Genomic DNA, 23,448 nt, shown 5'->3' on the forward strand with positions numbered 1-23,448 from the left:
TGCTGATTAGGCAAGTCCTCTTGTCAACAGGGTTTGAGATGCGCTGACCCTGGATGATGTCTGGAATTTTTTACAAGAAGCACGAGTTTTTGTCTATGATCATCAATCGGAAGAGGAAAAAGGTATTGTCAAAAAAGCAGAGATATTAACGCAACAAATCTTTGCTCAATTTACATTAAAGGGTAATACAGTTGATAGAAAGGCTAAGTCTTATGTAGATTATGCTAGTTTGGAAGGCTTGATTAAAGCTGTATCTAGAAGTTCAAGCCGGTTATTACCATCTTTAGAAAATGCCGATTTAGTAATTCCTGATTATTTAACCTGTATTGGTCCTTTCTGGATGGAAGATTGGTCTCATCGCCGCACGGAGGAGAAATTCAGTTTTGAAGGATGGCGGAAATATATTCAAGAACATAGTCAGCAACTTTTAGGGTTACTGAGAGTAATTTATCAAGATAAAAATGGCAAGTTTCCGCCTAAACTCAAACGCCCGGCGAAGGAATTATATCAACTTTTAATTCGAGAAAAGGAAGCATCAAGTTGGGAATATTCCACACTCCAAAACTTGAAAACACAAAATATTGTTGTGAGTATTCCCCTTGATTATCCCCATTTTTGGCGTAAAAAGTCAGACGATGATAGTCCAAAACAAGTGTTAGAAGAACCCGATACATGGCAGAAGACTTTAGGAAGAAGTTTAACACCACAAGGTTTGGTTATGCCTGTAGTTCCACAATATGAAACATTTCCTTGGACTGCTGTAGCTGGGCGGAGGGTTTTTAGTCAATTGGAAACTATTTTTAGCGATCGCTATTTTCTCGCCTCTAGTGAATTAAATCTACTCAACAGCATTTTATTAGTAGATGCATTGGATGATTCACTGTGAACGTTAACTAGTAGCCTGTCAACTCAAAAATGATGTATCAATATAGCACTACGCATACACATTAGAACATAAACTGATCATAAAAGTTAGACACCGAAAGACTGTTACCCCACTCCCCACTCCCCACTCCCCAGCCATAAATGAAATCTTTCAATTTTTCTTCTTCCTTTTCTTTTCTTCTTTCTTAGCGCTCTTTGTGTCCTTTGTGGTTCGTTCCCTCATTAACCAGAAACATCACCGTTTACAAATTCTAAATACCCATTGCTAAGTTCTTTCACCGCCAAATCATAAAATTGCTTCCCGTGTTCTGGTGTTGCTAAAGCTGGATTTGAACCCATGCGCCCATCTGGGTAACGTCTGCGGAAATCAGTAGCGCCATAAATTCTGTGTCCACTAGCAACTTCTGAGGAGAGGGGTGCTTGTTTAATCGCCTCTGGATAAATATACTGAGTCAGGGCTACTTCACTGGGTGTTGCATGAGAACCTTCTTGATCACCATATAATTCTTTAGCAAGTTTGTATACAGAACTACACATAAACCAGTTAGCAACTTGACATTGTACCTGTGGTGCGTTGCTAATCTGCAAATCTTCCAAGTGTGCGTAGATTTCTGAAAAAGCGGCTTTGAGGGTAGCGATATTACCGCCATGTCCATTGATGAAGTAGAACTTGCTAAAACCGGCTTTGGCTAAACAAGTGATGTAGTCTCTGACTACTTGAATCATCGTGCTGGGACGCAGACTTATAGTACCGGGAAAAGCCGTATGATGTAATGCCATCCCCACATTGATTGTAGGGCCAATGAGCGCCTGAGTTGCTTCACCCACACCACGGGCGATCGCCTCCGCGCATATCGCATCAGTTCCAATCAAACCTATGGGGCTATGTTGTTCTGTAGAACCAATGGGAAGAATAATACCCTGTGATTTTTTTAAATACGCTTCAACTTCTGTCCAAGTGCTTAAATGTAGTTGCATTTTGTAGAAAAATCTAGTTTAGGAATATCCCATTTCTAACATTTTATAGCTGGGGACTGGAGACTGGGTTAAAACCCTTTTGGTGTCTCATAGTTGCAAAAAGCGCAAATCTGCCAAACCTTTACCGCATAATTCATAGGGACACAGTATTAGTGTGTCCCTGCTGCTTGTATTCAATTTACTTTCAATACGGTGTAGAAATGTTGGTATTCTGGAAAAGTCAAGAAACCAAACGACCAAGAAATTAATTCCGGTAATTAATCAAAGCAATAATGTTTTTTCACATTGCTTTTGATTTCCCATGTACAAGACATCCCAGCAGGAAAAGTCACTAAATCACCTTTACCCATCTGCACTGGTTGTCCTCCATCGGGAGTAACAATCACATCACCCAACAAGAAATAACAGGTTTCTTGAGAATCATAAGTCCAGGGAAATTTAGAAATTTCCTTTTCCCAAACTTCCCACTTAAAAACACCCAACTGGTTGAGATGTTCTACACTAGGTTGATGCTCAACGTTAATTTCCATGTGACATTTTCTCGGTAAGGATTTAGCAGTAGTTTTGGATATCTTCTCCACACACATCTACTAAATAACACAATGCCCGAAAACGCAACCCCACAAACTCATCATAAAGTGGGTTCAGCTTACACATAGGGGGAATGTGAGCTATTGTCCAACCAAATAAAACGATATCACGTTCAAAAGGACATTGGGCTGGAATTAACTTGGCAATAAAGTGTGCAAAGTCACGATTTTTGATTTCCAGCTTGTCTAGCTTGTTACGCAATGGTTGCAAGAAATTGAATTTGAAGCGAGGAGATTTATGTTTTCTACCTACTTGATCAGTTGATTCTACTTCTACAGATTTGATAAAAGCAGGTAGGATAATATGTTGATTATTTGTCTTAAGCATAGTTCTAAGCAAGGTCTTCCTTGTATTGATAAACTATTTGCCAATTCTGAGCTTTACCATAAAGTCTATGTCGGTAGTTTGCATTGTGCTGATGACTGAAAATGAGCGATCGCACAAAGTTAGTAATTTGCATAGAATTTACGGGTAAATAGTTCTCTCACTTCATATTTAAACTCACTCAATGATTAATAACTGTCCTACTAAATACAAAATAACAAAGAAAGTATAAAAATAGTATTTCATTAACTTATCAATTTCTGATCCTAAAAATAGTGATCCCCAAGATGAAGTTTAAATTCTTAGTTCAGAAACTGTCCAGTAGTCTCAATTATATTTTTTTTAGTCAAAACAGTATATAACCTTTAACCCAGCTATAATTTTCTTTAGTTATCCTCTAAGTTGAATCTATCTAAAAGTATCTTTAATAAAGTTAAGTGTGCTTTTTACTACTAAAGTTCTAGTAAATATTACGTGATTAATTACAGCACTTTCTTTCATAAGTACAAGTCGTACAGTCCTGACTTAGGAAATAAGTAAAACTCTCGATTCATTACCATGATTACAGCTAAAAGACAAGTAAAATCATGAAAACTTTCAGACTTAAATAACTAGAAAACAAAATCTAGACTTTTTAAGTCCAAAATCTTTGTAAAGTGATATTACAAAATTTACCAAAATATTGAGAAATTGGCTTACAGCCAAACATAGCCTTAACGTAGAATCTATAGGCGAGAATTTTAGTCAAGATAAAAGATAAAAAAATATGAACAAGAATAATACTCAACAATACCGATTTGTCTGTACCCTGACCTTTGGTGATATCTACGGTCAAATAATTATTTGGTTAATCACAATCACAATCAGTTTGGCATCAGCGTTAGCCTTGATGGGTGCTAAACGTCCTGTTTATGCTTTAGTAACAGTCGGTCTTGTCGTTCTGTTATCATTGCCATTTTTGCTATTTGCATTCGTCACCACCTTATTCAATCACATTGAAGTCACAGCAGTATCTGCATCAACTAAAACCGAACCCATACCTGGTAATATTTCTCAGCAACAGCCAATACAAGCTAGTACCTAATTCAAGTAGTGATTATAAATGTCCAGAATTGTCAGTTGTATACCCTGTTATCCCCAGGGTATTTTTTTTAGCTTTCTGATGGAAAAACTATCTCAAATTTCGTACCTTGTAATTTGGGTTCAGGATAAGTGCTGACATAATTGGTGACAATTTGCTGTAAAACCTCTGCATAACTGAAAGCTGCTGCTAGCTGTTCCCAACTAGGAGTGCGAGAAAATTTAATTCCCTGTTCTCTAGCGGCTTTACGACAGCCATTATAAGAACCATACTGTTTAATTAGTTGGTCTTTATCTACTAAATTGTGTGCAAAAGGTAAAGCAGCTACAGGTGTTTGATTTACCGGGGAATTTTGCTGTTTTAGCTCATTGACAGCAACTTGTGCAACTGTGTAAATGGCGGCGGAATTGTGCAAATCTCGCTGGTAATTCTCTTTCAGATCCTCTAACAGTTGAGTAATGCGTTTTTTTCCCATGATTTTTATTTATCTAAAAGGGATTTTCCGATGGAAGCAGGATCTGTGGACATTTGTGGTTTTTCTTGCAGTTCCTCTTCAGTTAAAGTAGATGTGGAGACATTTGAACTTTTCAGTGCTGGTGTTTCTTGATTTTTTTCATCGCGCCACCATAATACAATTGCTTTGATAGCGGTGAGGAATTTTAGGAACTTATTGGGAAAAGATAAATATCCCCAATGTGCTTTATCTGGAGTATCAATATCTGAGACGGAATCAAAGGCTGTGGAAAGTTGGTCTAAATATTTAGACATTGAGCCAATTTCATCTTCCATTCCTGCTAAAATCTTGCGGTTACTGTCAGTGCTTTGCTCTTTTTCTAGTTGCAGTTGACTAATTAAAAATTGCAACCTTCCGACATCCGTTTGGAACTGAGAGATAGATTGTTTATGTTGTTCGTTTCTGCGGATTAATTGTGAACGGCTACGATTTGTGAAAATTAAACAATCTCGCATTTCTTGATATAGTTTATCCGCATCATCGCTTTTTAAACTAGCAATTGTTTTGGGAAATTCTGTAGCGGAACGAAAACGAGCGGATGATTCATTTGGTGTAGTCATAGAATTATTCAATTGATATTATTTTTTATAGGCAAATTTGCTTTTATCCGGTTGAGGATAAAAACATGATTGAGATGTGGTAATTGCAGCTTAACTTTATATCAGTATATCAGTAGTCAGATTTAATTTACTAATAAAATATTCCTTGATTTTGGACAATAATTTGTTTATTTATCAATAATTCACGTAATATCTATCTTTTGGTAGATGACATGATGTGATTAATATTTATTTTTATACCAGAAATTAGATACATCTTAGATGATAGCTGTCCTAGCAGTAAATATATTGGGTACGAAGCAGAGAGAAAAGGTGATGCAATAGGCAAATGTGCAAAGAAAAATCAAGCCCTCTCTACAATAGAACAACAACTTATTCTACACAGGGCTAATTATGCTGGAACATGATGTGATTATTGTCGGGGGTGGCTTGGCGGGATGTCGTGCGGCTGTGGAAATTGCGCGGACTGATCCGAGTTTAAATGTGGCTCTGGTGGCTAAAACTCATCCTATCCGTTCCCACTCGGTAGCAGCCCAAGGTGGAATGGCGGCTTCTCTGAAAAATGTGGATTCTGAAGATAGTTGGGAAGCACACGCTTTTGATACTATCAAGGGTTCCGATTATTTAGCAGACCAAGACGCGGTGGCAATTTTGGCTCAGGAAGCCCCAGATGTGGTGATTGATTTGGAACATTTGGGGGTGTTATTTTCCCGTTTACCTGATGGTCGCATTGCTCAACGGGCTTTTGGTGGACATTCTCATAATCGCACTTGTTATGCTGCGGATAAAACTGGTCACGCGATTCTCCATGAGTTGGTGAATAATTTGCGGCGTTATGGTGTGCAAATCTATGAAGAATGGTATGTGATGCGCTTGATTTTGGAGTCAGGTGAGGCTAAGGGTGTGGTGATGTTTCATCTATTAGATGGACATATAGAGGTGCTGCGGGCTAAGGCCGTGATGTTTGCCACTGGTGGCTATGGTCGTGTTTATAATACGACTTCTAATGATTATGCTTCTACTGGTGATGGTTTGGCAATGACGGCGATCGCAGGTTTACCCTTAGAAGATATGGAATTTGTGCAGTTTCACCCCACTGGCTTGTATCCGGTAGGTGTGCTAATTTCCGAAGCTGTCAGGGGAGAGGGAGCCTATTTAATTAATAGTGATGGCGATCGCTTTATGAAAAACTATGCACCCAGTCGCATGGAACTAGCCCCTCGTGATATTACCTCACGGGCGATTACTTATGAAATTCGTGCCGGGCGTGGTGTTTATCCCGATGGTAGTCCGGGGGGTCCCTGCGTCTATCTTGACCTGCGACACATGGGGAAAGAAAAAATCATGAGTCGTGTTCCCTTCTGTTGGGAAGAAGCCCATCGCCTCGTAGGTGTGGATGCAGTCACTCAACCGATGCCCATTCGCCCCACAAATCACTATTGTATGGGTGGTATCCCTGTTAACACTGATGGTCAAGTTCGCAGTAGTGGAGATACTTTAGTTCCAGGGTTCTTTGCCTCTGGGGAAACAGCTTGTGTATCTGTGCATGGTGCAAATCGTTTAGGTAGTAACTCTCTATTAGAATGTATAGTTTATGGTAAGCGTACCGGAGCGGCGATCGCTGAATACGTGCAGAATCGCAAGTTACCAGATATAGATGCATCAACCTATATTCAAGCAGCCGAGAAAGAAATCCAAGCCTTAATAGAACAGCCAGGGAAATATCGCATTAACGAAATTCGTCAAGCCTTCCAAGATGCGATGACTGAATGCTGTGGCGTTTTTCGTACCCAAGAAATCATGAAGGAAGGTTGGCAAAAAATTACAGAATTACAACAGAAATATTCTCAAATTTATTTAGATGATAAAGGTAAATGTTGGAATACAGAACTGGTAGAAGCACTGGAATTACAGAGTTTAATGGTAGTAGGACAAACAATCCTGGCATCAGCCATCAACCGCCAAGAAAGTCGTGGCGCACACTTCCGAGAAGACTATCCCCAGCGAGATGATACTAACTTTCTGCAACACACAATGGCTCATTATTCACCAGTAGGTATTAACATTCAATATCGCCCAGTTGTGATTAATATGTTTGAGCCAAAAGAGCGCAAATATTAAATAAAAATTAGTTTTTAGTTTTCCATGAAATTATTTATGTTGTGGGTTGGAGTATCCAAGACAACAGTTTTTTATCTGGGTTAAATAGCAAATAACACAGAAGAGAACCCACAACATTTATTTTTTGAATATTTACCTAATTTTAGAAAAACCACATCCTATTTATTTGGCATTTTCTGCAAATCAATATTCTTTTATTACCACAGTATGGGGAAAATTTATATGTGTATTTTCCGATTTTAAGTACATGGACGTAAGTAATATCCATTAGTTCTCTGATATAGAAAATCCTGTAAAAGCCTATAGAATAAGCATTTTTCATGCAAATTTGCATTCGTTATCTATCCTTAGATATAAATTAATTATAAATTTTAATAGATTAAAAATAAAAATTAAAATATTAGTGAACATCAGTTTTTTGTGTCTAACTTTTATCCTAAATTACAAAATTTTAAAATTTATATGGCAAGATTATCTATATAGCAACGCAATCTACCAGCCAGGCGCAAGTGCTATCAAATTTATTCTCATCTTGGAACTAATCCAATGAGATGAGAACATTCACTGTTAACCCTCGTCGCGTCAGCATTAATAATTTATGAAAATGACAATTGTTAGGTCTGCACTATTATCAGTTTTCGGTGCAGCACTTGCTTGTTCTAGCATGATACCCACCATTGCACCTGTCCAAGCTCAAAGAGGCTGTTCTACCGCGACTAGACCAGAAATTGCTCAACTTTTTGACCGATGGAACAGCTCTTTACAAACCGGTGATCCAAATTTAGTTACCCAAAACTATGCTAGAAATGCGATTTTGTTACCTACAGTTTCCAACCAAATGCGACGCAATCACGAAGAAATTCAGGATTACTTTGTCGAGTTCTTGCAATTGCAACCCGTAGGTAGAATTGATCATCGCAGCATTCGGCTCTATTGTGATGTGGCGATTGATTCAGGAATATACACATTTCAACTCACTAATAATGGTGAGAGTCAGGAAGTGCAAGCAAGATATACCTTTGTTTATAACAGAGTGGGCAATAGATGGCTAATAGCAGAGCATCACTCTTCAGCAATGCCAGAAACCATGACCACTAGCAGCGCTCAATAGTCAGTAATCCTTGACTCCCAGCGAAAATCAATATATGATTTGTATCAAATAGAAGGGGAGTAGCTGCTGGACGAAAATTAGTTTTCCACCCAGTACATCTGAATCAACATACTGGTGATGAGCCTGGTTCAGATGACAAATAAAAAGTATTTGGTAGCGAGACCTTCACTAAGTTTACACAAACAACTGTGTGAGCTTTAGTGAAGTGTCAAAACCCTCATTGAAGCTCTACACAGGTAAAAAATCCTAGAGGAGTTTCAGAGAGTGTTAACAGCATTTACCGCAGGTTTATTACTAATTACAATTTCCGAGCTAGGGGATAAGACCTTTTTTATCGCCGTCATTTTAGCAATGAAACATTCGCGGAAGCTAGTTTTTATTGGTGTAGCCTCTGCCTTAGCTTCCATGACAATTTTATCAGTCCTATTTGGGCAATTAGTCTCTTTATTGCCACAGAATTATCTGAAGTATGCAGAAATAACTTTATTTTTTGCCTTCGGGATTAAGCTGTTATATCAAGGGATAAAAATGTCTGATTCTCATTGTGATAAAGAAGTAGATGAAGCTAAAGAGGCCATAGAAAAGGCAGATTTACAAAGAAAGTCAAAAACCCCCTTAGCCATTTTAATAGAAGCATTTACCCTAACATTTGTAGCAGAGTGGGGCGATCGCACGCAAATCGCCACCATTGCCCTAGCCGCCAGATATAATGCCGTAGGAGTAGCCACAGGTGCAGTTTTAGGACACGCCTTGTGTACAGCGATCGCAGTCATTGGCGGTAAACTGATAGCCGGTCGCATTTCTGAGCGTCAACTCACCTTGGCTGGCGGATGCCTATTTCTCATCTTTGGCATCGTTGCTGCTGTAGGAGGAGTTTAAGGGATTGGGGATTGGGGATTGGGGATTGGGGACTGGGGACTGGGGACTGGGTATTGGGGACTGGGTATTGGGGACTGGGTACTGGGTATTGGGTACTGGGTATTGGAAATAAATTTCTTCCCACACTCCCCACACCTCCCACACTCCCCACACCTCCCACACCCCCCACACTTCCCACACCCTACTCCCTACTCCCCTGAATCCTCAGCAGGAGTTTCCGGAGATAATTCCGTAGGCTCAGACCCAGGCGTAGGTAAAGTTGCCGCCCTAGTAATTTCATCTTTATACTGAGCCGGAGCTAAAGCCACAGCGCTGTCAAACAAAGGTTTAGCTTCTTCAACCTTACCCTGTTCTCGGAAGAGCATAGCTTTTGCTAAAACCGGGCGAAAGTCTTGAGGATCTTTCTTAATTGCTTGATCATAAACAGAAGTAGCTTGAGGATAACGCTGTTGAGAAGCGTGGACAGTACCCAATAGCACCTGCACAGCTACAGTATCTACATTCCTCTGATTGCTCCCATTAGCAAGTGTTTCTTCCAGCAAAGAAACGGCGGCGGCGGGACGTTCTTGATCGAGCAATAAAGCTACCATCCCCTGCAAAGCATTCAAATCACCGGGTTTAGTATCTAAAATTGAGCGATAAGCTTGGGCTGCTCCTTCCTGGTCTCCCATTTGCTGTTTTGCTTGGGCTAACAGCACTCCATATTCACTCTGTTCTGGATTAAGTTGAGCGAGTTTTTCCAGAGGTGGAATTACCCCTTGAATATCACCTTGTCTGAAACTGAGCAGTTGCAACCTAGCTTGTAATAAGCCATTGAGAGCGGTTTGATTTTCTGGTTCTCGTTGCAAAACTAATTCATAACCTCGAACCTCGTCTTGCAACCTTGATACTTGGTCAGAGGAAGCTATGTTGTTATTAGTGCTAGCCGCATTTTGGTTTGAGGGCGAGGGATTATTAATTGCGCCAATAATCGGAATTACTGAAATGCCCACAAAAGCAGTTACTGCCAGCGCTAAAATGATCCTAACTACCCAACGATTGCGCGATTGAGACACGGTGCTGTCTTCCTCCAGGATTCAAACGACATGATCATTAACATCAATCCGAAAGCAAAAATTTTCCAAAACCTTGCGGAATACCGCCAATTGTCTGTGAATTTTATAACAAATAACTATTCACATGACTAAATTAAGTGATGACTTTAGGAGGAGCCGTCAGAATTGTACTCATGATATGCTTCCGAAACCAGTGTAAAGGCTCTAAGTTACATTAGCGTATTAATGCAAATGTAGCTTCTTTACCATTTTATTGCTTGCTGTGGTGTAGGTTTGTGAAAAGCCAATGTACTTTCATTAACCGCACAAACACGCTTTTTAATTGCCTGTGTAAAATCCCAAAATGGGATGTATCTCCGCCGCAAGGAGTTTTTATGACTTCCGACCTGATGCCTTCGCCTGAATTTTCCAACTCTTCTACCAACCATCAGCCTCAAAATGATCAAGAGGCAGTCACTAATGTTCATACAGTAGCAGTCCAGGCTTCGCACCTGGAAAATTCCTCTGTTAAGTCTCAAGAAACTGAATCCAATGGAAATGTAGCTCATCGTCTTCAACCGATTCCCCCTCCTAGTGAACCGATGCAATACCGAGCCATCGGGTTAGTTAGAGGTCGCTATGTTGCCAGCAGCGAACAATTTACTCAAGGTAAATTACTAACCCAGGATGGTGTAGAACTGAATGCCGTATTACTCGGCCGGATTATGAGCTTAGTTAAAAATCACCTGGATTTAGAAAAAGATCATTTGTGGGTAGTTTATCCCCGCACACGGCAAGAAAACGATACTTTACACCTGCAAATTGTGGGGGTTTGGGAGCCAGAAAATCTCGCTAAACAACCAATAGACGAGAAGCAAGATTCAGCATCACAAGCAGAGTTGCCAGCAACTGATGATGCAACGGAAGACCACGAAGAATCTGCAAGTCAACTGCCATCTTCTTCAGAATTTTCTGATGGTAGTTTTTCTGTGCGTGGCGAGGTGGTTTACCAGTCTTTTGATGCTAAGAGCTTAGTAGTCAAAATTAAGCAGGCTGCACGTAAACCTAGTGATAAACCCAAATATTTTAAGTTGAAACTGCGGGGTGTACTCACCACCAAAGGTGTAAGCAAGTTTTGGGACTTTAAAGCCAAGCGGGAAGGTGATGTATTGGTATTAGAAAAAGCCGATGCGATCGCTGATTTGCCTAAAAAACGCAAACCCAACTTTAAAAGTGGCCCTCGTAATGGCGGTGGTGGGAGAAAACCATTTCCCCGCAGACGCAATGGGGAAACTCCGAAACCAATCAAGAAAACAGCCGGTGAACCCTCGGCGGTATCCAAACCAGTACCAAAAGCACCCGCTCCTAAGCCCATTAAACGGGCAAAACCGATTCAGGAATAGGGAGAGTGTGGGAGGTGTGGGAGGTGTGGGGAGTGTGGGAGGTGTGGGGAGTGTGGGAAGAAATTTATTTCCAATACCCAGTCCCCAATCCCCAATACCCAGTCCCTAAAAATCTGTCCCTAAAAATCTGTCCAGCGATCTTGGGGTAAAAATGACCTGTCCATTGGAATTTGAGCAACAGGTTCTGTGAGGGTAAAAGTACCTGCTGAAATCCATTGTTTTAATTCTAAGGCGATTTGCCGAGAAAAAAACATACTGGCTAGGGGAGCAACCCTCACAGTTTTACCCTCAATGGTGATGCGCCCAGACTTGAGTTGGGCGTAACTCACTAGTCCAAAGGTGGGACGGACGCGCCGAGGAATGGAAAAATCTACTATTGGCGCTACTAAGTCTTTGTCTTGAACTGCACAGCGTTTAACTACTTCTTCGTTTAATACGGGGAGTGGGACTCCTACTCCTAACATTAATGAGGGTCCATAGCTTTTAAAGTAACAACCCCTGACCCACTGAGGGTTCATCTGTTTGGCATCACCAATTAAAGCTAAGGTGGCAGAGGGACCAATGGGTGTACGATTGGGTAAACGCTTTTGTAAGGGAAAGTGTTGTGTGCCTTCCCAAGCGACATAGCCAATACCACCACCTAAAAAAATACGTGTACCAATACCCACTAGTTGTAAGTCTGGGTCGTTGAGTAAGGGGGAAACTGCCCCAGGGTTGGAGTAAACAGCGTTTCCTAAGCTGGGTTGTAAGGGACCTAGATAAGTAAACAGCGCGCGATCGCCTCCGTTCACACCTACAATAAAATTTTGATACAGATTACGGGGATTAAATAAATAAAACTGATTAATGGTGTCGCGGGTAATGGTGGTTTCAAAGGTAGCTCGTGGGTAACAATCTGTTACTTGTCCTTGGGCTTTTATATGCACTGGTTTTCCAGCGATTAAATTCTCAATGACTTGACCACCACCGTGTTCTCTGACTTCTTCCCCATCTATTACGTCTACAGGACAACTAGCACCCAAGTATAAATCTACTGCCCCAAAACCTGAGTATGCTGGGACTCCATCTATCCAACAACGCCGAATCTTGATTGGCGGGTCAGTGTGTCCCAAATTAATCATGGCTCCACTGGATTCCATTGGCTCAAATGTTCCAGTAGTAATTACATCCACCTGTTTAGCAACTTTGCTCACGCCAATTTCAGCAACTCGTGCTTTTAATTCTTCAATTGTCAATACCACTGCCCGTTGCTGGCTGATTTTTTCGTTAATTTCTGCAATTGTTCGCATTGTGAATCTAATTCTTTATAGTAATTCGCGTAAGAGTAGGGAGTGGGGAGTGGGGAGTAGGGAGTAGAGATTAAAAAAAAGCGCTAAGTCACCGGCAGGTAAGGATACCCCAGGGGAACTGTAGTGCGCCAAGATTCAGATAGAGCCAGTTGCTCGGTTTCCTGTATGTTTTTTATGATATTTGCGGTTCTCTGGCTAAAAGTGAGTCTAGTTGAGCTTTGGTATCTAGCTGATAAAGGTCATCACAACCGCCAATGTGTTGATTATTGATGAAAATCTGCGGTACTGAACGACGATTATTAGCACGTTCTGCCATTGTGTCTCTGGCTGCTGCGTCACCGTCGATTTTATATTCTGTGAATTTTACACCTTTCCACCACAGCAATATCTTGGCACGGATGCAATAAGGACAAGTCTGCCAAGTGTAGATTTCAACATTAGCTTTGACTTGTTCTGGATGGCGACCAAACAGGGGGTTGAGAAAATTAAACATATTTTTGTTTGTGGAGTTGGATGAATTATCTCTAGCCTAATTGATCGCTGCTTCAGACAGGATATATTAAACAGATCATCAAGCTCTGACGATTAGGGCGTTTCATCTGTATTCCTATTCCCTGCTATGTGTACATTCCCGAAGTAGTATAAAGATGAATGGATCTGTATGACAATTTCCATCTTGGGGGCAATCTTGGGTACTCAGCAGCAAAACTTAACACTTGTGATAGTGAATAGTATTTCCCACGTGTATCCGCCCTTTGGTAGACTTGAAGACTGAAATAGCTAAATATAAAGACTTAGGTCAAGCAATTGAGAGGGTGACTCTGTGGAAAATACACTTGGATTAGAGATTATTGAGGTAGTAGAGCAAGCGGCGATCGCTTCCTCAAAGTGGATGGGCAAAGGTGAAAAGAACATTGCTGACCAAGTTGCAGTGGAAGCTATGCGGGAACGCATGAACAAAATCTATATGCGGGGACGCATTGTGATTGGTGAAGGCGAACGCGATGAAGCGCCCATGCTCTACATTGGGGAAGAAGTGGGTATTTGTACACAAGCAGATGCTAAAAACTTTTGTAACCCTGATGAATTAATTGAAATTGATATTGCTGTTGACCCTTGCGAAGGCACAAACTTAGTCGCCTACGGTCAAAATGGCTCAATGGCAGTTTTAGCAATTTCGGAAAAAGGTGGTTTATTTGCTGCACCTGACTTCTACATGAAGAAACTGGCCGCACCAGCACCAGCTAGAGGTTTGGTAGATATTGACAAATCTGCTACTGAAAACCTGAAAATTCTATCTGAATGCTTAAACCGTTCCGTTGAGGAATTGGTGGTTGTGGTGATGGATCGTCCCCGCCACAAAGAACTGATTCAGGAAATTCGCACCGCCGGTGCAAGAGTTAGACTGATCAGTGATGGTGACGTTTCTGCTGCTATTTCCTGCGCCTTTGAGGGTACTAATATCCATGCTTTGATGGGTATCGGTGCTGCACCTGAAGGGGTAATTTCAGCTGCGGCGATGCGTTGCTTGGGCGGACATTTCCAAGGACAACTGATTTATGATCCGGCTGTAGTCCAAACAGGTTTGATTGGCGAAAGCAGAGAAGGTAATTTGGCACGGTTGAAGGACATGGGCATTAATGACCCCGATAAGGTTTACAATTCTGATGAATTAGCCTCTGGGGAAACTGTTCTGTTTGCTGCTTGCGGTATTACCCCTGGTACTCTCATGCAAGGTGTTCGCTTCTTTAAAGGTGGTGCTAGAACTCAAAGTTTGGTAATCTCTAACCAATCTAAAACAGCTCGCTTTGTTGATAGTATCCATTTGTTTGACGAACCCCAGAGTCTGCAATTGCGCTAGTAATTTCAGAGATTAGGGACTGGGGACTGGGGACTGGGGACTGGGAAATAGTTTTCCTCATCCCTGATACCTACCCAATCCCTGATACCCAATGTAAAATCATCAATAATCAATACATAATCAATAATCCATTACCAATTACCAATAAATAATGAATATTGCAGTGGTGGGGTTAAGTCATAAAACAGCCCCAGTTGAAATCCGGGAAAAGTTGAGTATTCCAGAACCACAACTTGAAAGTGCGATCGCTCATCTGACTAGCTATCCCCATATTGACGAAGTAGCAATACTCAGCACTTGCAATCGCTTAGAAATTTACATTGTTACTAGTGAAACTGAGCAAGGTATCCGAGAAGTTACTCAGTTTCTGGCGGAATACAGTAAATTAGCTACACCTTCTCTGCGTCAACACCTGTTTATGCTGCTCCATGATGATGCTGTGATGCATCTGATGCGGGTAGCAGCTGGGTTAGATAGCTTGGTGCTGGGAGAAGGTCAAATTTTGGCTCAGGTGAAAAATACTCACAAACTGGGACAGCAATATAATGGTATAAAAACAGTTTTAAATCGATTATTTAAACAAGCATTGACGGCGGGTAAGCGTGTCCGGACTGAAACTAGTATCGGTACTGGTGCTGTTTCTATTAGTTCGGCGGCTGTGGAATTGGCTCAAATTAAGGTGGCTAGTTTGGCTGCTTGTCGAGTCGCTATTTTAGGGGCTGGTAAAATGTCCCGGTTACTGGTGCAACATCTAGTTTCTAAGGGTGCAGGAAAAATTAGCATTGTCAATCGCTCTCACAAACGCGCCCAGGAATTAGCTAACCTTTACCCAGATCAGTCTATTAACACTCATACGCTCTCAGATATGATGACTGTAATTGCCGAGAGTGATTTGGTATTTACAAGTACCTCTGCTACTGAACCAATTCTGCACCGCACTAATTTATCACCAGTTCTAGACTCTAATCGTTCTGTGATGTTATTTGATATTTCTGTACCACGGAATGTTGACAGTGATGTGAATGAATTAGCAAATGTGCAGGCTTTTAATGTGGACGATTTGAAGGCTGTTGTGGCGCAAAATTACGAAAGTCGTCGCCAGATGGCGCAGGAAGCTGAGAAACTTTTAGATGAAGAGGTGGAAGCTTTTGATGTTTGGTGGCGATCGCTAGAAACTGTTTCTACTATTAGCTGTTTAAGAAATAAAGTTGAAACCATCCGCGAACAAGAATTAGAAAAGGCTTTATCTCGGCTGGGTTCGGAGTTTGCAGAAAAACATCAAGAAGTTATCGAAGCTTTAACACGGGGTATTGTGAATAAAATTTTACATGACCCAATGGTACAGTTACGGGCGCAGCAGGATGTTGAGGCGAGACGACACTGTATGCAAACCCTGCAAACGCTGTTTAATTTAGATGCAGGTGAGCAATTTAGCTAAGATCATGGGACATGGGAAATATCATTCCTTTGTCCCCCACTTGTAAAATAATGGTATTCCCTATCTGCGTTTATCTGCGTCCATCTGCGTTTAATTATTACTTTCCTAAATAGGCTTCTAAAACTTGGGAATTGCTTTGAATTTCTGCGGGACTTCCTTCAGCTAAGTTTTGACCTTCAGCCATGACCCAAACGCGATCGCACAAAGACATAATCACATCCATATTGTGTTCAATAATCAAAAAAGTCATGCCATCTTGACGGTTCCAATTGAGAATGCGATCGCAGATATCATCAATCAATTTGGGATTCACACCGGCGGCTGGTTCATCTAATAAAATTAACTTGGGATTAGTCATTAACGCCCTTCCCATTTCCAACAATTTCCGTTGTCCACCAGACAAACCCCCAGCATATTCCTGAGCTTTTTCCGCCAGTCCCACAGACTCTAATAAAAACATTGCTTGTTCTTTAAATTGTCTTTCTTCCTGAACAACAATGTGGGGTTGTAACTGCACCCGCCAAAAATTTTCTCCCGTTTGTTTTTGCGCCGCCAGCAGCATATTATCTAACACCGACAACCGCGACAGAGTTCTAGCCACCTGAAAAGTCCGGACTAATCCCTGTTGGGCAATTTGGTATGGTTGTAACTGTTGAATGGGTTCACCATCAAAAATTACTCTTCCTTTATCGGGGCGAATAAAATTAGAAAGGAGATTGAATAAAGTAGTTTTTCCTGCACCATTGGGACCAATTAAGCCTGTAATACTACCTTTATTTACCTCAATGGTGGCTTCTTTAACTGCTTGAATCCCACCAAAACTTTTACAAAGTCCCGTAGCGACTAACAAAGGTAGTGCAGGTGTTGGTTTATTTTCCATAAAAATTCAACTTGAGATTTTTTCACTAATGACTCAATTACTTACTCAAAGTAAGTTCCTCTTTTTTACCTAAAATTCCTTGGGGTCGCCAAATCATCAGGATCATCAAAATTAGACCAATCACCATGATGCGGAATGCACCTAATTGGTCAGAAGATAAATTAGTAAAAATTCTTGGTAAAAATTCTCTAGTTAAAGCATCGTAACTAAAGAAAATTATTGCTCCTAGTATTGTGCCGATATTATTCCCAGAACCACCCAAAATTACCATAATCCAAGCATCAAAGGTGAGTTGTGGTTGAAAATTATCAGGATAAATGGCGCTGAGTTGCCAAGCTAAAAAAGCCCCCGCGATGCCGGCGATCGCACCCCCTAACATCAGTGATTGGACTTTATACCAAAAAACATTTTTCCCCATAGCCTTCGGTATTTCTTCATCCTCACGGATAGCTTTTAGCACCCGTCCCCAAGGCGATCGCAACAGAATTTCTAACCGCCAAAATACCACTGCTAACACCAGCAGCGACAATAACATCAAACCTGCTGCGGGTTTGTAATCATACAAGCCAATCATCCCGGAAATATAAATTGCAGCAGTCAATAAACCCAAAATAATTCCCACACCCAACCGTGAAATTAATTCCTGCTGCTTACTGACTTTTTTACTAGCATCAGCCAGGAGAGATTTTTGGGCGGCGCGCACCCATCGCCACAAAGCCGAGAAAGTAATCATACCCAACACCGTCAGTAATCCCATCATTACCCCTCTCCAGAATAAACTGGGAGATGTGGATAAGGGTATAGGATAACTTTGGACACCAAAAGCCCCAGAAACCCAAGTATTTCCCACAGGTAACTCTTGATTATTCACCACCAAGCGGATTAATTCTCCCACGCCAATAGTGACAATGGACAGATAATCTTCCCGCAAGCGCAGAGTAGCAAAACCAATAATTAAACCTAACAAAGCTGCTACTGTTGCCCCAATGATAGCTGAAACCAGTATAGGAATCCCCTGAAGGCTTAACAACACTGTAGTATAAGCACCCAGAGTCATAAAGGCGATATGACCAAAATTAATTAAACCAGTGTAGCCCCACTGTAAATTTAACCCTAAACCAAATAGAGCAAAGATGGTGGTGGAAATTACTAAAAAAACGAAATATTGAGCCATACTAATTTACTGCAAATATGCCTTATCCATCATCCTGTACTTTCTCACTGGGGGTAGGGTGGATAAAATTCTCCATCCCCAAACAGCAAGTTTAACTTTAGATAATCTGATCTTGCTGGTCAATTTTCAGGAATAATAGTTTTGTGATTTCGCTAATGTTATCTTTATTATGAACTTGCTGAGAATTAGAATCCATCACTTAATTGAGCAATTAGGTGACGAAGAGTTGGAAAGCGTCTGGGATGCTATCCATGCTTTGCATTGTGACTCCTATATGTGGAAATCAATCCAAGAAGCCAATCAATTGCAGCAACCCTGGGACATTTTAACCCATGAGGAAGCCAAAAGAATGTTAGTGTTTTTCTAAATCCCTAACTCATATCTTGTATCTGGCGACTGGAAGTCACGGCTACACAGGCGAAACCCACCTACGTGGGTTAAAAGCCCTTGTTTTTCCATTAGTCCGCGTAGGCGGACTTTGTTTGTATAGCCGCGATTTTTAATCGCCGGGGCTTTGTGCAATATATGAGCTAACCCTTTCAAGCTAATATTCAATAAACTTAAATTTTTGTTAAGGTAGCATCATAGTGAGTTTGGAAATGCGCTACGCCAGGTCTTTTTTGGTAGACCTCAAGAATTTAGAACCAGCTGTCTACCAAAGGGTATATGATTTTGTCTTTTGTGAATTTGCTGAAAATATTCCTCTACATAGTCTCCCAGGACTGCGATGTCTGGATAGTGAGGGGATTTTTCACCGTTTCACCATCGATAATTATTTAGTGGGGATTGAAATTAGGGGTGAACTGGTAAAATTTCTCCGTGTCGTACCGATGCCAGATGTTTAAGTGCGATGAGAAATGTTACATTGTCAGCCAGTTTGTGAACGATGTTCAATACCCAACACTTAAAACTGTATAAGGCTAGGCAGGGGTGGCTGTAACCATACATTAAACTGGTTTTTGAAGCAATACTTTATTTGAGAATTCCCTATGGATGCAAAGGCACTTTGGCAAAGATACCAAAACTGGTTATATTTCCACGAGGGATTAGGACTTTACCTAGATATAAGTCGGATGGGTTTTGATGACACTTTTGTGGACTCATTGCGGCCGAAGTTTGACAAAGCGTTTGCGGATATGGCGGAATTAGAAAAGGGTGCGATCGCCAATCCGGATGAAGGCCGCATGGTGGGACATTACTGGCTACGAAACCCTGATTTAGCACCCACTCCAGAACTTACCCAAGAGATTGTCCAAACTCTAGAACAAATCGAAGCCTTTGCCGAAAAAGTCCACACAGGTGCGATTCATGCACCTAAAGCTAGTCGCTTTACGGATATAATATCCATTGGTATTGGTGGTTCTGCTTTGGGGCCGGAATTTGTAGCAGAAGCCCTCAGTCCTGATTTCCCTTCTCTAAAAATTCACTTTATCGATAATAGTGACCCCGCCGGAATTGACCGTGTACTCAATCAACTGCAAGACAATCTAGCCAGCACCTTGGTTTTAGTCATCTCCAAATCAGGAGGCACACCAGAACCCCGCAATGGCATGATTGAAGTCAAAGCGGCCTTCGCTAGTAAAAATTTAGACTTTGCTAAACAAGCTGTCGCCATTACTAGTGTTGATAGCAACTTAGATAAAGTCGCCCAAAAAGAAGGCTGGCTGGCGAGATTTCCCATGTATGACTGGGTAGGAGGACGCACTTCAGAATTATCTGCTGTGGGTTTAGTACCAGCAGCATTACAAGGAATTGACGTTCGCGCCATGATCAATGGTGCAAAAGAAATGGATGACGCTACCCGCGTTCCAGACGTGAAAAATAACCCAGCAGCATTATTAGCTTTGGCTTGGTATTTTTCCGGTAATGGCAAGGGTGAAAAAGATATGGTTGTCCTCCCTTACAAGGACAGCTTGCTGTTGTTCAGTCGGTATTTGCAACAGCTAGTCATGGAATCTTTAGGTAAAGAAAAAGACTTAGACGGCAAAACAGTTTATCAAGGTATCGCCGTTTACGGTAACAAAGGTTCCACAGACCAACACGCTTACGTGCAGCAATTACGTGAAGGTGTCCCAAATTTCTTTGCTACCTTCATTGAAGTCTTAGAAGACCGTGAGGGTAAATCTTTAGAAGTGGAACCAGGAGTTACATCAGGTGATTTTCTGTCTGGTTTTCTCTTAGGAACTCGACAAGCGCTTTACGACAATCAACGGGATTCCATTACAGTCACTATTCCCCAAGTCAACCCCCAAACTGTAGGGGCGTTAATTGCTTTGTATGAACGGGCTGTAGGTTTCTACGCCAGTTTAGTGAATATCAACGCCTACCATCAGCCAGGGGTAGAAGCTGGTAAAAAAGCTGCTGCGGCTATTCTAGAGTTGCAATCAAAGGTTGTAGCTGTATTGCAAAAGGAAAAAACCGCCCTTTCTCTGGAAGAAGTCGCCCAAAAAGCCGGTGCTGCTGAGGAAGTAGAGGCTATTTACAAAATTCTCCGCCATTTACAAGCTAATGGTCGCGGTGTGGTATTCACAGGTGATTTGGGTAAACCTGCTAGTTTGAAGGTTTCTTTGGGTTAATTGGTTTAAGCCCAAATTTGTAGGGTGGGTTAGCATTTTAACCCACCATTATCTATTAAATCTAGAAGTTAAAATATGGATTAGTTAACACATATCTTGCACCAGGCGACTGGAAGTCACGGCTACACAGGCGAAACCCCTTCGGGTTCGGGAGTTCGCAATCGACGGGAACCGCCAAGACTGCGACTCCCTCACCGCCTACGCGGGTTAAAAACCTTAATTTTATGTTAGTCCGCGCAGGCGGACTTTGTTTGTATAGCCGCGATTTCTAATCGCCAGGGCTAGGTGCAAGATGTGAGTTAATGCAGTCTTGATCATGAGGGTTAATAAAATGACTCAATCAACGCCGAAACGACCCCTACGGCGAGGAAGAATTTTTCCAGAACTGACTTCAACACCAGAGGAACGGGCAAAACGTAAAGCTGAAGATGAAGTAGTTTATCGCCGTTGTCGCGCTGTATTTGACCGTGTGTGTCCTGAATTGATTACAGAACACTATGGCTGGTATATTGCTATAGATCCAAATAGTGGTGATTATTTCATTGATGAAGATAAAGAACAAGCTCATAAAAAAGCCTTGCAAAAGTACCCAGATGTTATACATTACGTTTTTGGTCTGAATGAAACTGGAACAACTGGCACAATATGATTCAGGGTATTTTTGGGAATGAGGGGCAGCTATTTTTTGAAATTGACTTGATTAATTCTGATGGATTAAATCTGCCTGTGGATGCCCTTTTAGATACGGGTTTCACAGGCTTTATGGCAATTAATATCCAAGATTTAGAGGGTCTTGATTGGTCTTATCTTGGTAATGAACCACTGCGGACTGCACAGGGAGAGGCAAGATTTAAGATTTATTTAGGTAAGGTTTTATTGGATGGACAGCAGTATGAAATTCCTATTTGTGCGGGGGATGAAATCACAGAGGTTTTATTAGGTTCAGAGTGGCTGAAAATTTTGCCGTTGGTTGTGAATTATCAGGCTAGTATTTTGAATTTGGGTTAAGATTTAACTAACCACAGAGGCGCAGAGAACGCAGAGGTAAGAGAATTGTTTTATTTGGGGGTGGTTGGTAAGTCGCGGAGAAAGTAAAAGCGATCGCTCTTCCAATCTTTTCCTTTTTCTCTTCCTAAATAGCCTGTGAGGGGTGAGGAAAGTTCTATTAATAAATCGTGAACTACTTCATCAGTTAATCTGAGGTTATGCGTGGCATTATAATGAACACGAATTTCTATAATTGTGAAAGCCTGATGTGTAAATTTAGAACTGTCGTGATTTTGTTCAGATAGTTCTTTGACTGTTTTGATAATCTGCGATCGCAAACTTATATTTTCGTAAACTTCATTGATATATTTTTCAACTTCTTCATCAGATTGACCTGCTTTTAAATGTTCTTTTAGCTTGAACAAATCTACTGAGTTGCGATAGTTGTTTTGCAGTTTGACTAATTTCTCTAGTGTTTCTGGATTAATGATAGCCATAGCTTGTATTTTTGCTGCATCTTGGAGTTGGTTTGTTGGTTCACCGGGACCGATGATTATTTTAGTGGCCTGATTAAAAAGGTCTGGTCGGCGTAACATTCCCAAATTTAACAGTTGTACTGCGGTATCATTAGGAATTTTTTTACCTGCTTTGCATTCACCAAATAGGGGGTATGGTTTGGAACAAAATAAGTCTAAACCACCAGCACCACCCTTGTGAGTATAGTCAAGGGTGAATCCTAAAAACTCAAGGCTATCACGCACTACATTTTCAAAATCTGTTCCAGCCTGATAGTTACTCTTTCCCTCATCTTTTTGTTTACTACTATTACCTAATGCTGTAATTTCATTTATCCAAGCTAAATCTGCATTAATAGACTGAGTTAGGGTGTCACTACTCCAACCCAAAAAGATTTTAATTTCATTATCTAATTGCTGTGCGGCTGGATTTGTGCTGGCTATTTGTGATAATGCACTTTGTAATTCTTCTATTTCTGGGTGTTTGGGTGGTTCTAGGTTTTGTAATTGGCGTTGGCGTTGGGCGAAAATGCGATCGCTTAACACTGGTTTTGCTTCAGAAGCAGTAATATTAGATAAAAATATTTTTTTACCTATTTTTTCTTGAATGTCAGCAGTAACAGAAATTTCTTTAACCTCCGCTAAATGATAAACTCGCAAGTGAACCACAAAAAGATTTTGTTCTTGTCGTAGTTTCTCGTTTAGTGCTTCTAGTGTCCAGATTGTTAATTGAGATAAAATCTCTAATTCCTGAGTATCATAAAAAGTTTTACAAGATTCACATCTCGCCCATGCTTTAATTAAAAATGGAAAATTTGCAGGATAAAGAGCAAATGTCTCTCCTCGATTCAGAAAATACCGAGATAAAGCTGCTATGGTTCGTCCTTGTATTAAAGCTTCAATATCAGGGACGGGTAAGCACAGCGCTTTCGGAAGTGAAAACGGCTGATTCATTTCTAGTTAGCTATAGATTTAGTTCAATATTATCGTCATTAGAAACACTTTGAGGAATACTAACAGGTAATCCATCATCAGTTAAATTAGTAGGTTCTTGACCAGAAGGATCACTCAGTATTTCTCGAATCAAAGGACTATTTATTGCTAGTTGCTTCTGCTGAATAAAATCGAGTATTTGTTCTTCTTTCAGTTCATAGCTTTCACTCTGATTGTAAACAAACCAGATAGCTAAAAGACAGAAGTGTTGAATGTTAAGAAAGAGGTGATAAAAATAACCCAAAATATGGTAA

Annotated in this window: 25 protein-coding genes and 1 pseudogene; 13 read left to right on the forward strand and 13 right to left on the reverse strand. The window is 40.9% G+C overall.

All coding sequences use genetic code 11. The features are described from left to right. Positions 1-238 precede the first annotated feature (238 nt). Entirely contained in the window at positions 239-886 is a 648-nt protein-coding gene (locus ACM0OP_RS18870; protein WP_414529962.1) for a hypothetical protein, read from the forward strand. Between the two features lie 221 nt (positions 887-1,107). Here ACM0OP_RS18870 and ACM0OP_RS18875 read toward each other — a convergent pair whose 3' ends face one another. The 4 genes from ACM0OP_RS18875 to ACM0OP_RS18890 all read right to left on the reverse strand — a co-directional run bounded on the left by ACM0OP_RS18875 (position 1,108) and on the right by ACM0OP_RS18890 (position 2,914). After that, on the reverse strand, positions 1,108-1,863 hold the full coding sequence (locus ACM0OP_RS18875) for a creatininase family protein (RefSeq protein ID WP_414529963.1): 756 nt from the start codon (positions 1,861-1,863) through the stop codon (positions 1,108-1,110). A 257-nt stretch (positions 1,864-2,120) separates the two neighbouring features. Beyond that, entirely contained in the window at positions 2,121-2,393 is a 273-nt protein-coding gene (locus ACM0OP_RS18880) for a cupin domain-containing protein (protein ID WP_414529964.1), read from the reverse strand. Between the two features lie 22 nt (positions 2,394-2,415). Further along, positions 2,416-2,781, reverse strand: coding sequence for a Mo-dependent nitrogenase C-terminal domain-containing protein (locus tag ACM0OP_RS18885; protein ID WP_414529965.1), 366 nt, complete (start codon positions 2,779-2,781; stop codon positions 2,416-2,418). Between the two features lie 4 nt (positions 2,782-2,785). Continuing rightward, a complete protein-coding gene (locus tag ACM0OP_RS18890) occupies positions 2,786-2,914 on the reverse strand; it encodes a hypothetical protein (protein ID WP_414529966.1) in 129 nt (42 codons plus the stop codon). Between the two features lie 630 nt (positions 2,915-3,544). Here ACM0OP_RS18890 and ACM0OP_RS18895 point away from each other — a divergent pair. Further along, positions 3,545-3,862 carry a hypothetical protein gene (locus tag ACM0OP_RS18895; protein WP_414529967.1) on the forward strand — a complete coding sequence of 106 codons (318 nt, stop codon included), beginning with the start codon at positions 3,545-3,547 and terminating at the stop codon, positions 3,860-3,862. A gap of 67 nt (positions 3,863-3,929) precedes the next feature. On the opposite strand, the gene ACM0OP_RS18900 is transcribed toward ACM0OP_RS18895, so the two are convergent. Beyond that, positions 3,930-4,334: a hypothetical protein gene (locus ACM0OP_RS18900; protein WP_414529968.1), complete on the reverse strand. Its 405-nt coding sequence runs from the start codon at positions 4,332-4,334 to the stop codon at positions 3,930-3,932. Positions 4,335-4,339: 5 nt separating this feature from the next. After that, entirely contained in the window at positions 4,340-4,933 is a 594-nt protein-coding gene (locus ACM0OP_RS18905) for a hypothetical protein (protein ID WP_414529969.1), read from the reverse strand. A gap of 393 nt (positions 4,934-5,326) precedes the next feature. Here ACM0OP_RS18905 and ACM0OP_RS18910 point away from each other — a divergent pair, with 393 nt between their 5' ends. From ACM0OP_RS18910 to ACM0OP_RS18920, 3 genes are all read left to right on the forward strand, one after another. After that, positions 5,327-7,054 carry a succinate dehydrogenase/fumarate reductase flavoprotein subunit gene (locus ACM0OP_RS18910; RefSeq protein WP_414529970.1) on the forward strand — a complete coding sequence of 576 codons (1,728 nt, stop codon included), beginning with the start codon at positions 5,327-5,329 and terminating at the stop codon, positions 7,052-7,054. A 598-nt stretch (positions 7,055-7,652) separates the two neighbouring features. After that, positions 7,653-8,165 carry an SgcJ/EcaC family oxidoreductase gene (locus tag ACM0OP_RS18915; protein WP_414529971.1) on the forward strand — a complete coding sequence of 171 codons (513 nt, stop codon included), beginning with the start codon at positions 7,653-7,655 and terminating at the stop codon, positions 8,163-8,165. 264 nt (positions 8,166-8,429) lie between these two features. Then, complete coding sequence (locus ACM0OP_RS18920; RefSeq protein WP_414529972.1) at positions 8,430-9,044, forward strand: TMEM165/GDT1 family protein; 615 nt, start codon at positions 8,430-8,432, stop codon at positions 9,042-9,044. Between the two features lie 188 nt (positions 9,045-9,232). Here ACM0OP_RS18920 and ACM0OP_RS18925 read toward each other — a convergent pair whose 3' ends face one another. Next, positions 9,233-10,099, reverse strand: coding sequence for a tetratricopeptide repeat protein (locus ACM0OP_RS18925; RefSeq protein WP_414529973.1), 867 nt, complete (start codon positions 10,097-10,099; stop codon positions 9,233-9,235). A gap of 374 nt (positions 10,100-10,473) precedes the next feature. On the opposite strand from ACM0OP_RS18925, the gene ACM0OP_RS18930 reads away from it, so the two are divergent. Further along, positions 10,474-11,481 carry a hypothetical protein gene (locus ACM0OP_RS18930; protein WP_414529974.1) on the forward strand — a complete coding sequence of 336 codons (1,008 nt, stop codon included), beginning with the start codon at positions 10,474-10,476 and terminating at the stop codon, positions 11,479-11,481. 119 nt (positions 11,482-11,600) lie between these two features. Here the strand turns inward: ACM0OP_RS18930 and ACM0OP_RS18935 are convergent, their stop codons facing one another. Next, the gene (locus tag ACM0OP_RS18935; RefSeq protein ID WP_414529975.1) at positions 11,601-12,770 is read right to left on the reverse strand and encodes a homocysteine biosynthesis protein; all 1,170 of its coding nucleotides are present in this window, start codon (positions 12,768-12,770) and stop codon (positions 11,601-11,603) included. 172 nt (positions 12,771-12,942) lie between these two features. Next, the gene (gene grxC, locus ACM0OP_RS18940) at positions 12,943-13,263 is read right to left on the reverse strand and encodes a glutaredoxin 3 (protein WP_414529976.1); all 321 of its coding nucleotides are present in this window, start codon (positions 13,261-13,263) and stop codon (positions 12,943-12,945) included. A 330-nt stretch (positions 13,264-13,593) separates the two neighbouring features. Here grxC and glpX point away from each other — a divergent pair, with 330 nt between their 5' ends. Together glpX and ACM0OP_RS18950 are read left to right on the forward strand one after the other, a co-directional pair. Then, positions 13,594-14,631 carry a class II fructose-bisphosphatase gene (gene glpX / locus ACM0OP_RS18945; protein WP_414529977.1) on the forward strand — a complete coding sequence of 346 codons (1,038 nt, stop codon included), beginning with the start codon at positions 13,594-13,596 and terminating at the stop codon, positions 14,629-14,631. Between the two features lie 151 nt (positions 14,632-14,782). Further along, a complete protein-coding gene (locus ACM0OP_RS18950) occupies positions 14,783-16,069 on the forward strand; it encodes a glutamyl-tRNA reductase (RefSeq protein WP_414529978.1) in 1,287 nt (428 codons plus the stop codon). Between the two features lie 97 nt (positions 16,070-16,166). Here the strand turns inward: ACM0OP_RS18950 and ACM0OP_RS18955 are convergent, their stop codons facing one another. Next, on the reverse strand, positions 16,167-16,949 hold the full coding sequence (locus ACM0OP_RS18955; RefSeq protein WP_414529979.1) for an ABC transporter ATP-binding protein: 783 nt from the start codon (positions 16,947-16,949) through the stop codon (positions 16,167-16,169). Between the two features lie 37 nt (positions 16,950-16,986). Further along, complete coding sequence (locus tag ACM0OP_RS18960) at positions 16,987-18,123, reverse strand: branched-chain amino acid ABC transporter permease (RefSeq protein ID WP_414529980.1); 1,137 nt, start codon at positions 18,121-18,123, stop codon at positions 16,987-16,989. Between the two features lie 169 nt (positions 18,124-18,292). On the opposite strand from ACM0OP_RS18960, the gene ACM0OP_RS18965 reads away from it, so the two are divergent. The 5 genes from ACM0OP_RS18965 (at position 18,293) to ACM0OP_RS18985 (ending at position 21,707) form a co-directional block, all read left to right on the forward strand. Further along, complete coding sequence (locus ACM0OP_RS18965) at positions 18,293-18,490, forward strand: hypothetical protein (RefSeq protein WP_414529981.1); 198 nt, start codon at positions 18,293-18,295, stop codon at positions 18,488-18,490. Between the two features lie 220 nt (positions 18,491-18,710). After that, positions 18,711-18,968, forward strand: coding sequence for a cytotoxic translational repressor of toxin-antitoxin stability system (locus ACM0OP_RS18970; protein WP_414529982.1), 258 nt, complete (start codon positions 18,711-18,713; stop codon positions 18,966-18,968). A gap of 144 nt (positions 18,969-19,112) precedes the next feature. Beyond that, a complete protein-coding gene (locus ACM0OP_RS18975; RefSeq protein ID WP_414529983.1) occupies positions 19,113-20,699 on the forward strand; it encodes a glucose-6-phosphate isomerase in 1,587 nt (528 codons plus the stop codon). Positions 20,700-21,030: 331 nt separating this feature from the next. Next, positions 21,031-21,348, forward strand: coding sequence for a hypothetical protein (locus ACM0OP_RS18980; RefSeq protein ID WP_414529984.1), 318 nt, complete (start codon positions 21,031-21,033; stop codon positions 21,346-21,348). Further along, a complete protein-coding gene (locus ACM0OP_RS18985; RefSeq protein WP_414529985.1) occupies positions 21,345-21,707 on the forward strand; it encodes an aspartyl protease in 363 nt (120 codons plus the stop codon). Before ACM0OP_RS18980 ends, ACM0OP_RS18985 begins: the two co-directional genes overlap by 4 nt. 50 nt (positions 21,708-21,757) lie before the next feature. Here ACM0OP_RS18985 and ACM0OP_RS18990 read toward each other — a convergent pair whose 3' ends face one another. Then, a complete protein-coding gene (locus ACM0OP_RS18990; protein ID WP_414529986.1) occupies positions 21,758-23,155 on the reverse strand; it encodes a DUF1802 family protein in 1,398 nt (465 codons plus the stop codon). Between the two features lie 10 nt (positions 23,156-23,165). Then, positions 23,166-23,448, reverse strand: a pseudogene (locus tag ACM0OP_RS18995) (hypothetical protein); the annotation flags it as partial.

It is taken from the genome of Nodularia chucula CCY0103, assembly GCF_963923915.1.
GTDB lineage: Bacteria > Cyanobacteriota > Cyanobacteriia > Cyanobacteriales > Nostocaceae > Nodularia > Nodularia chucula.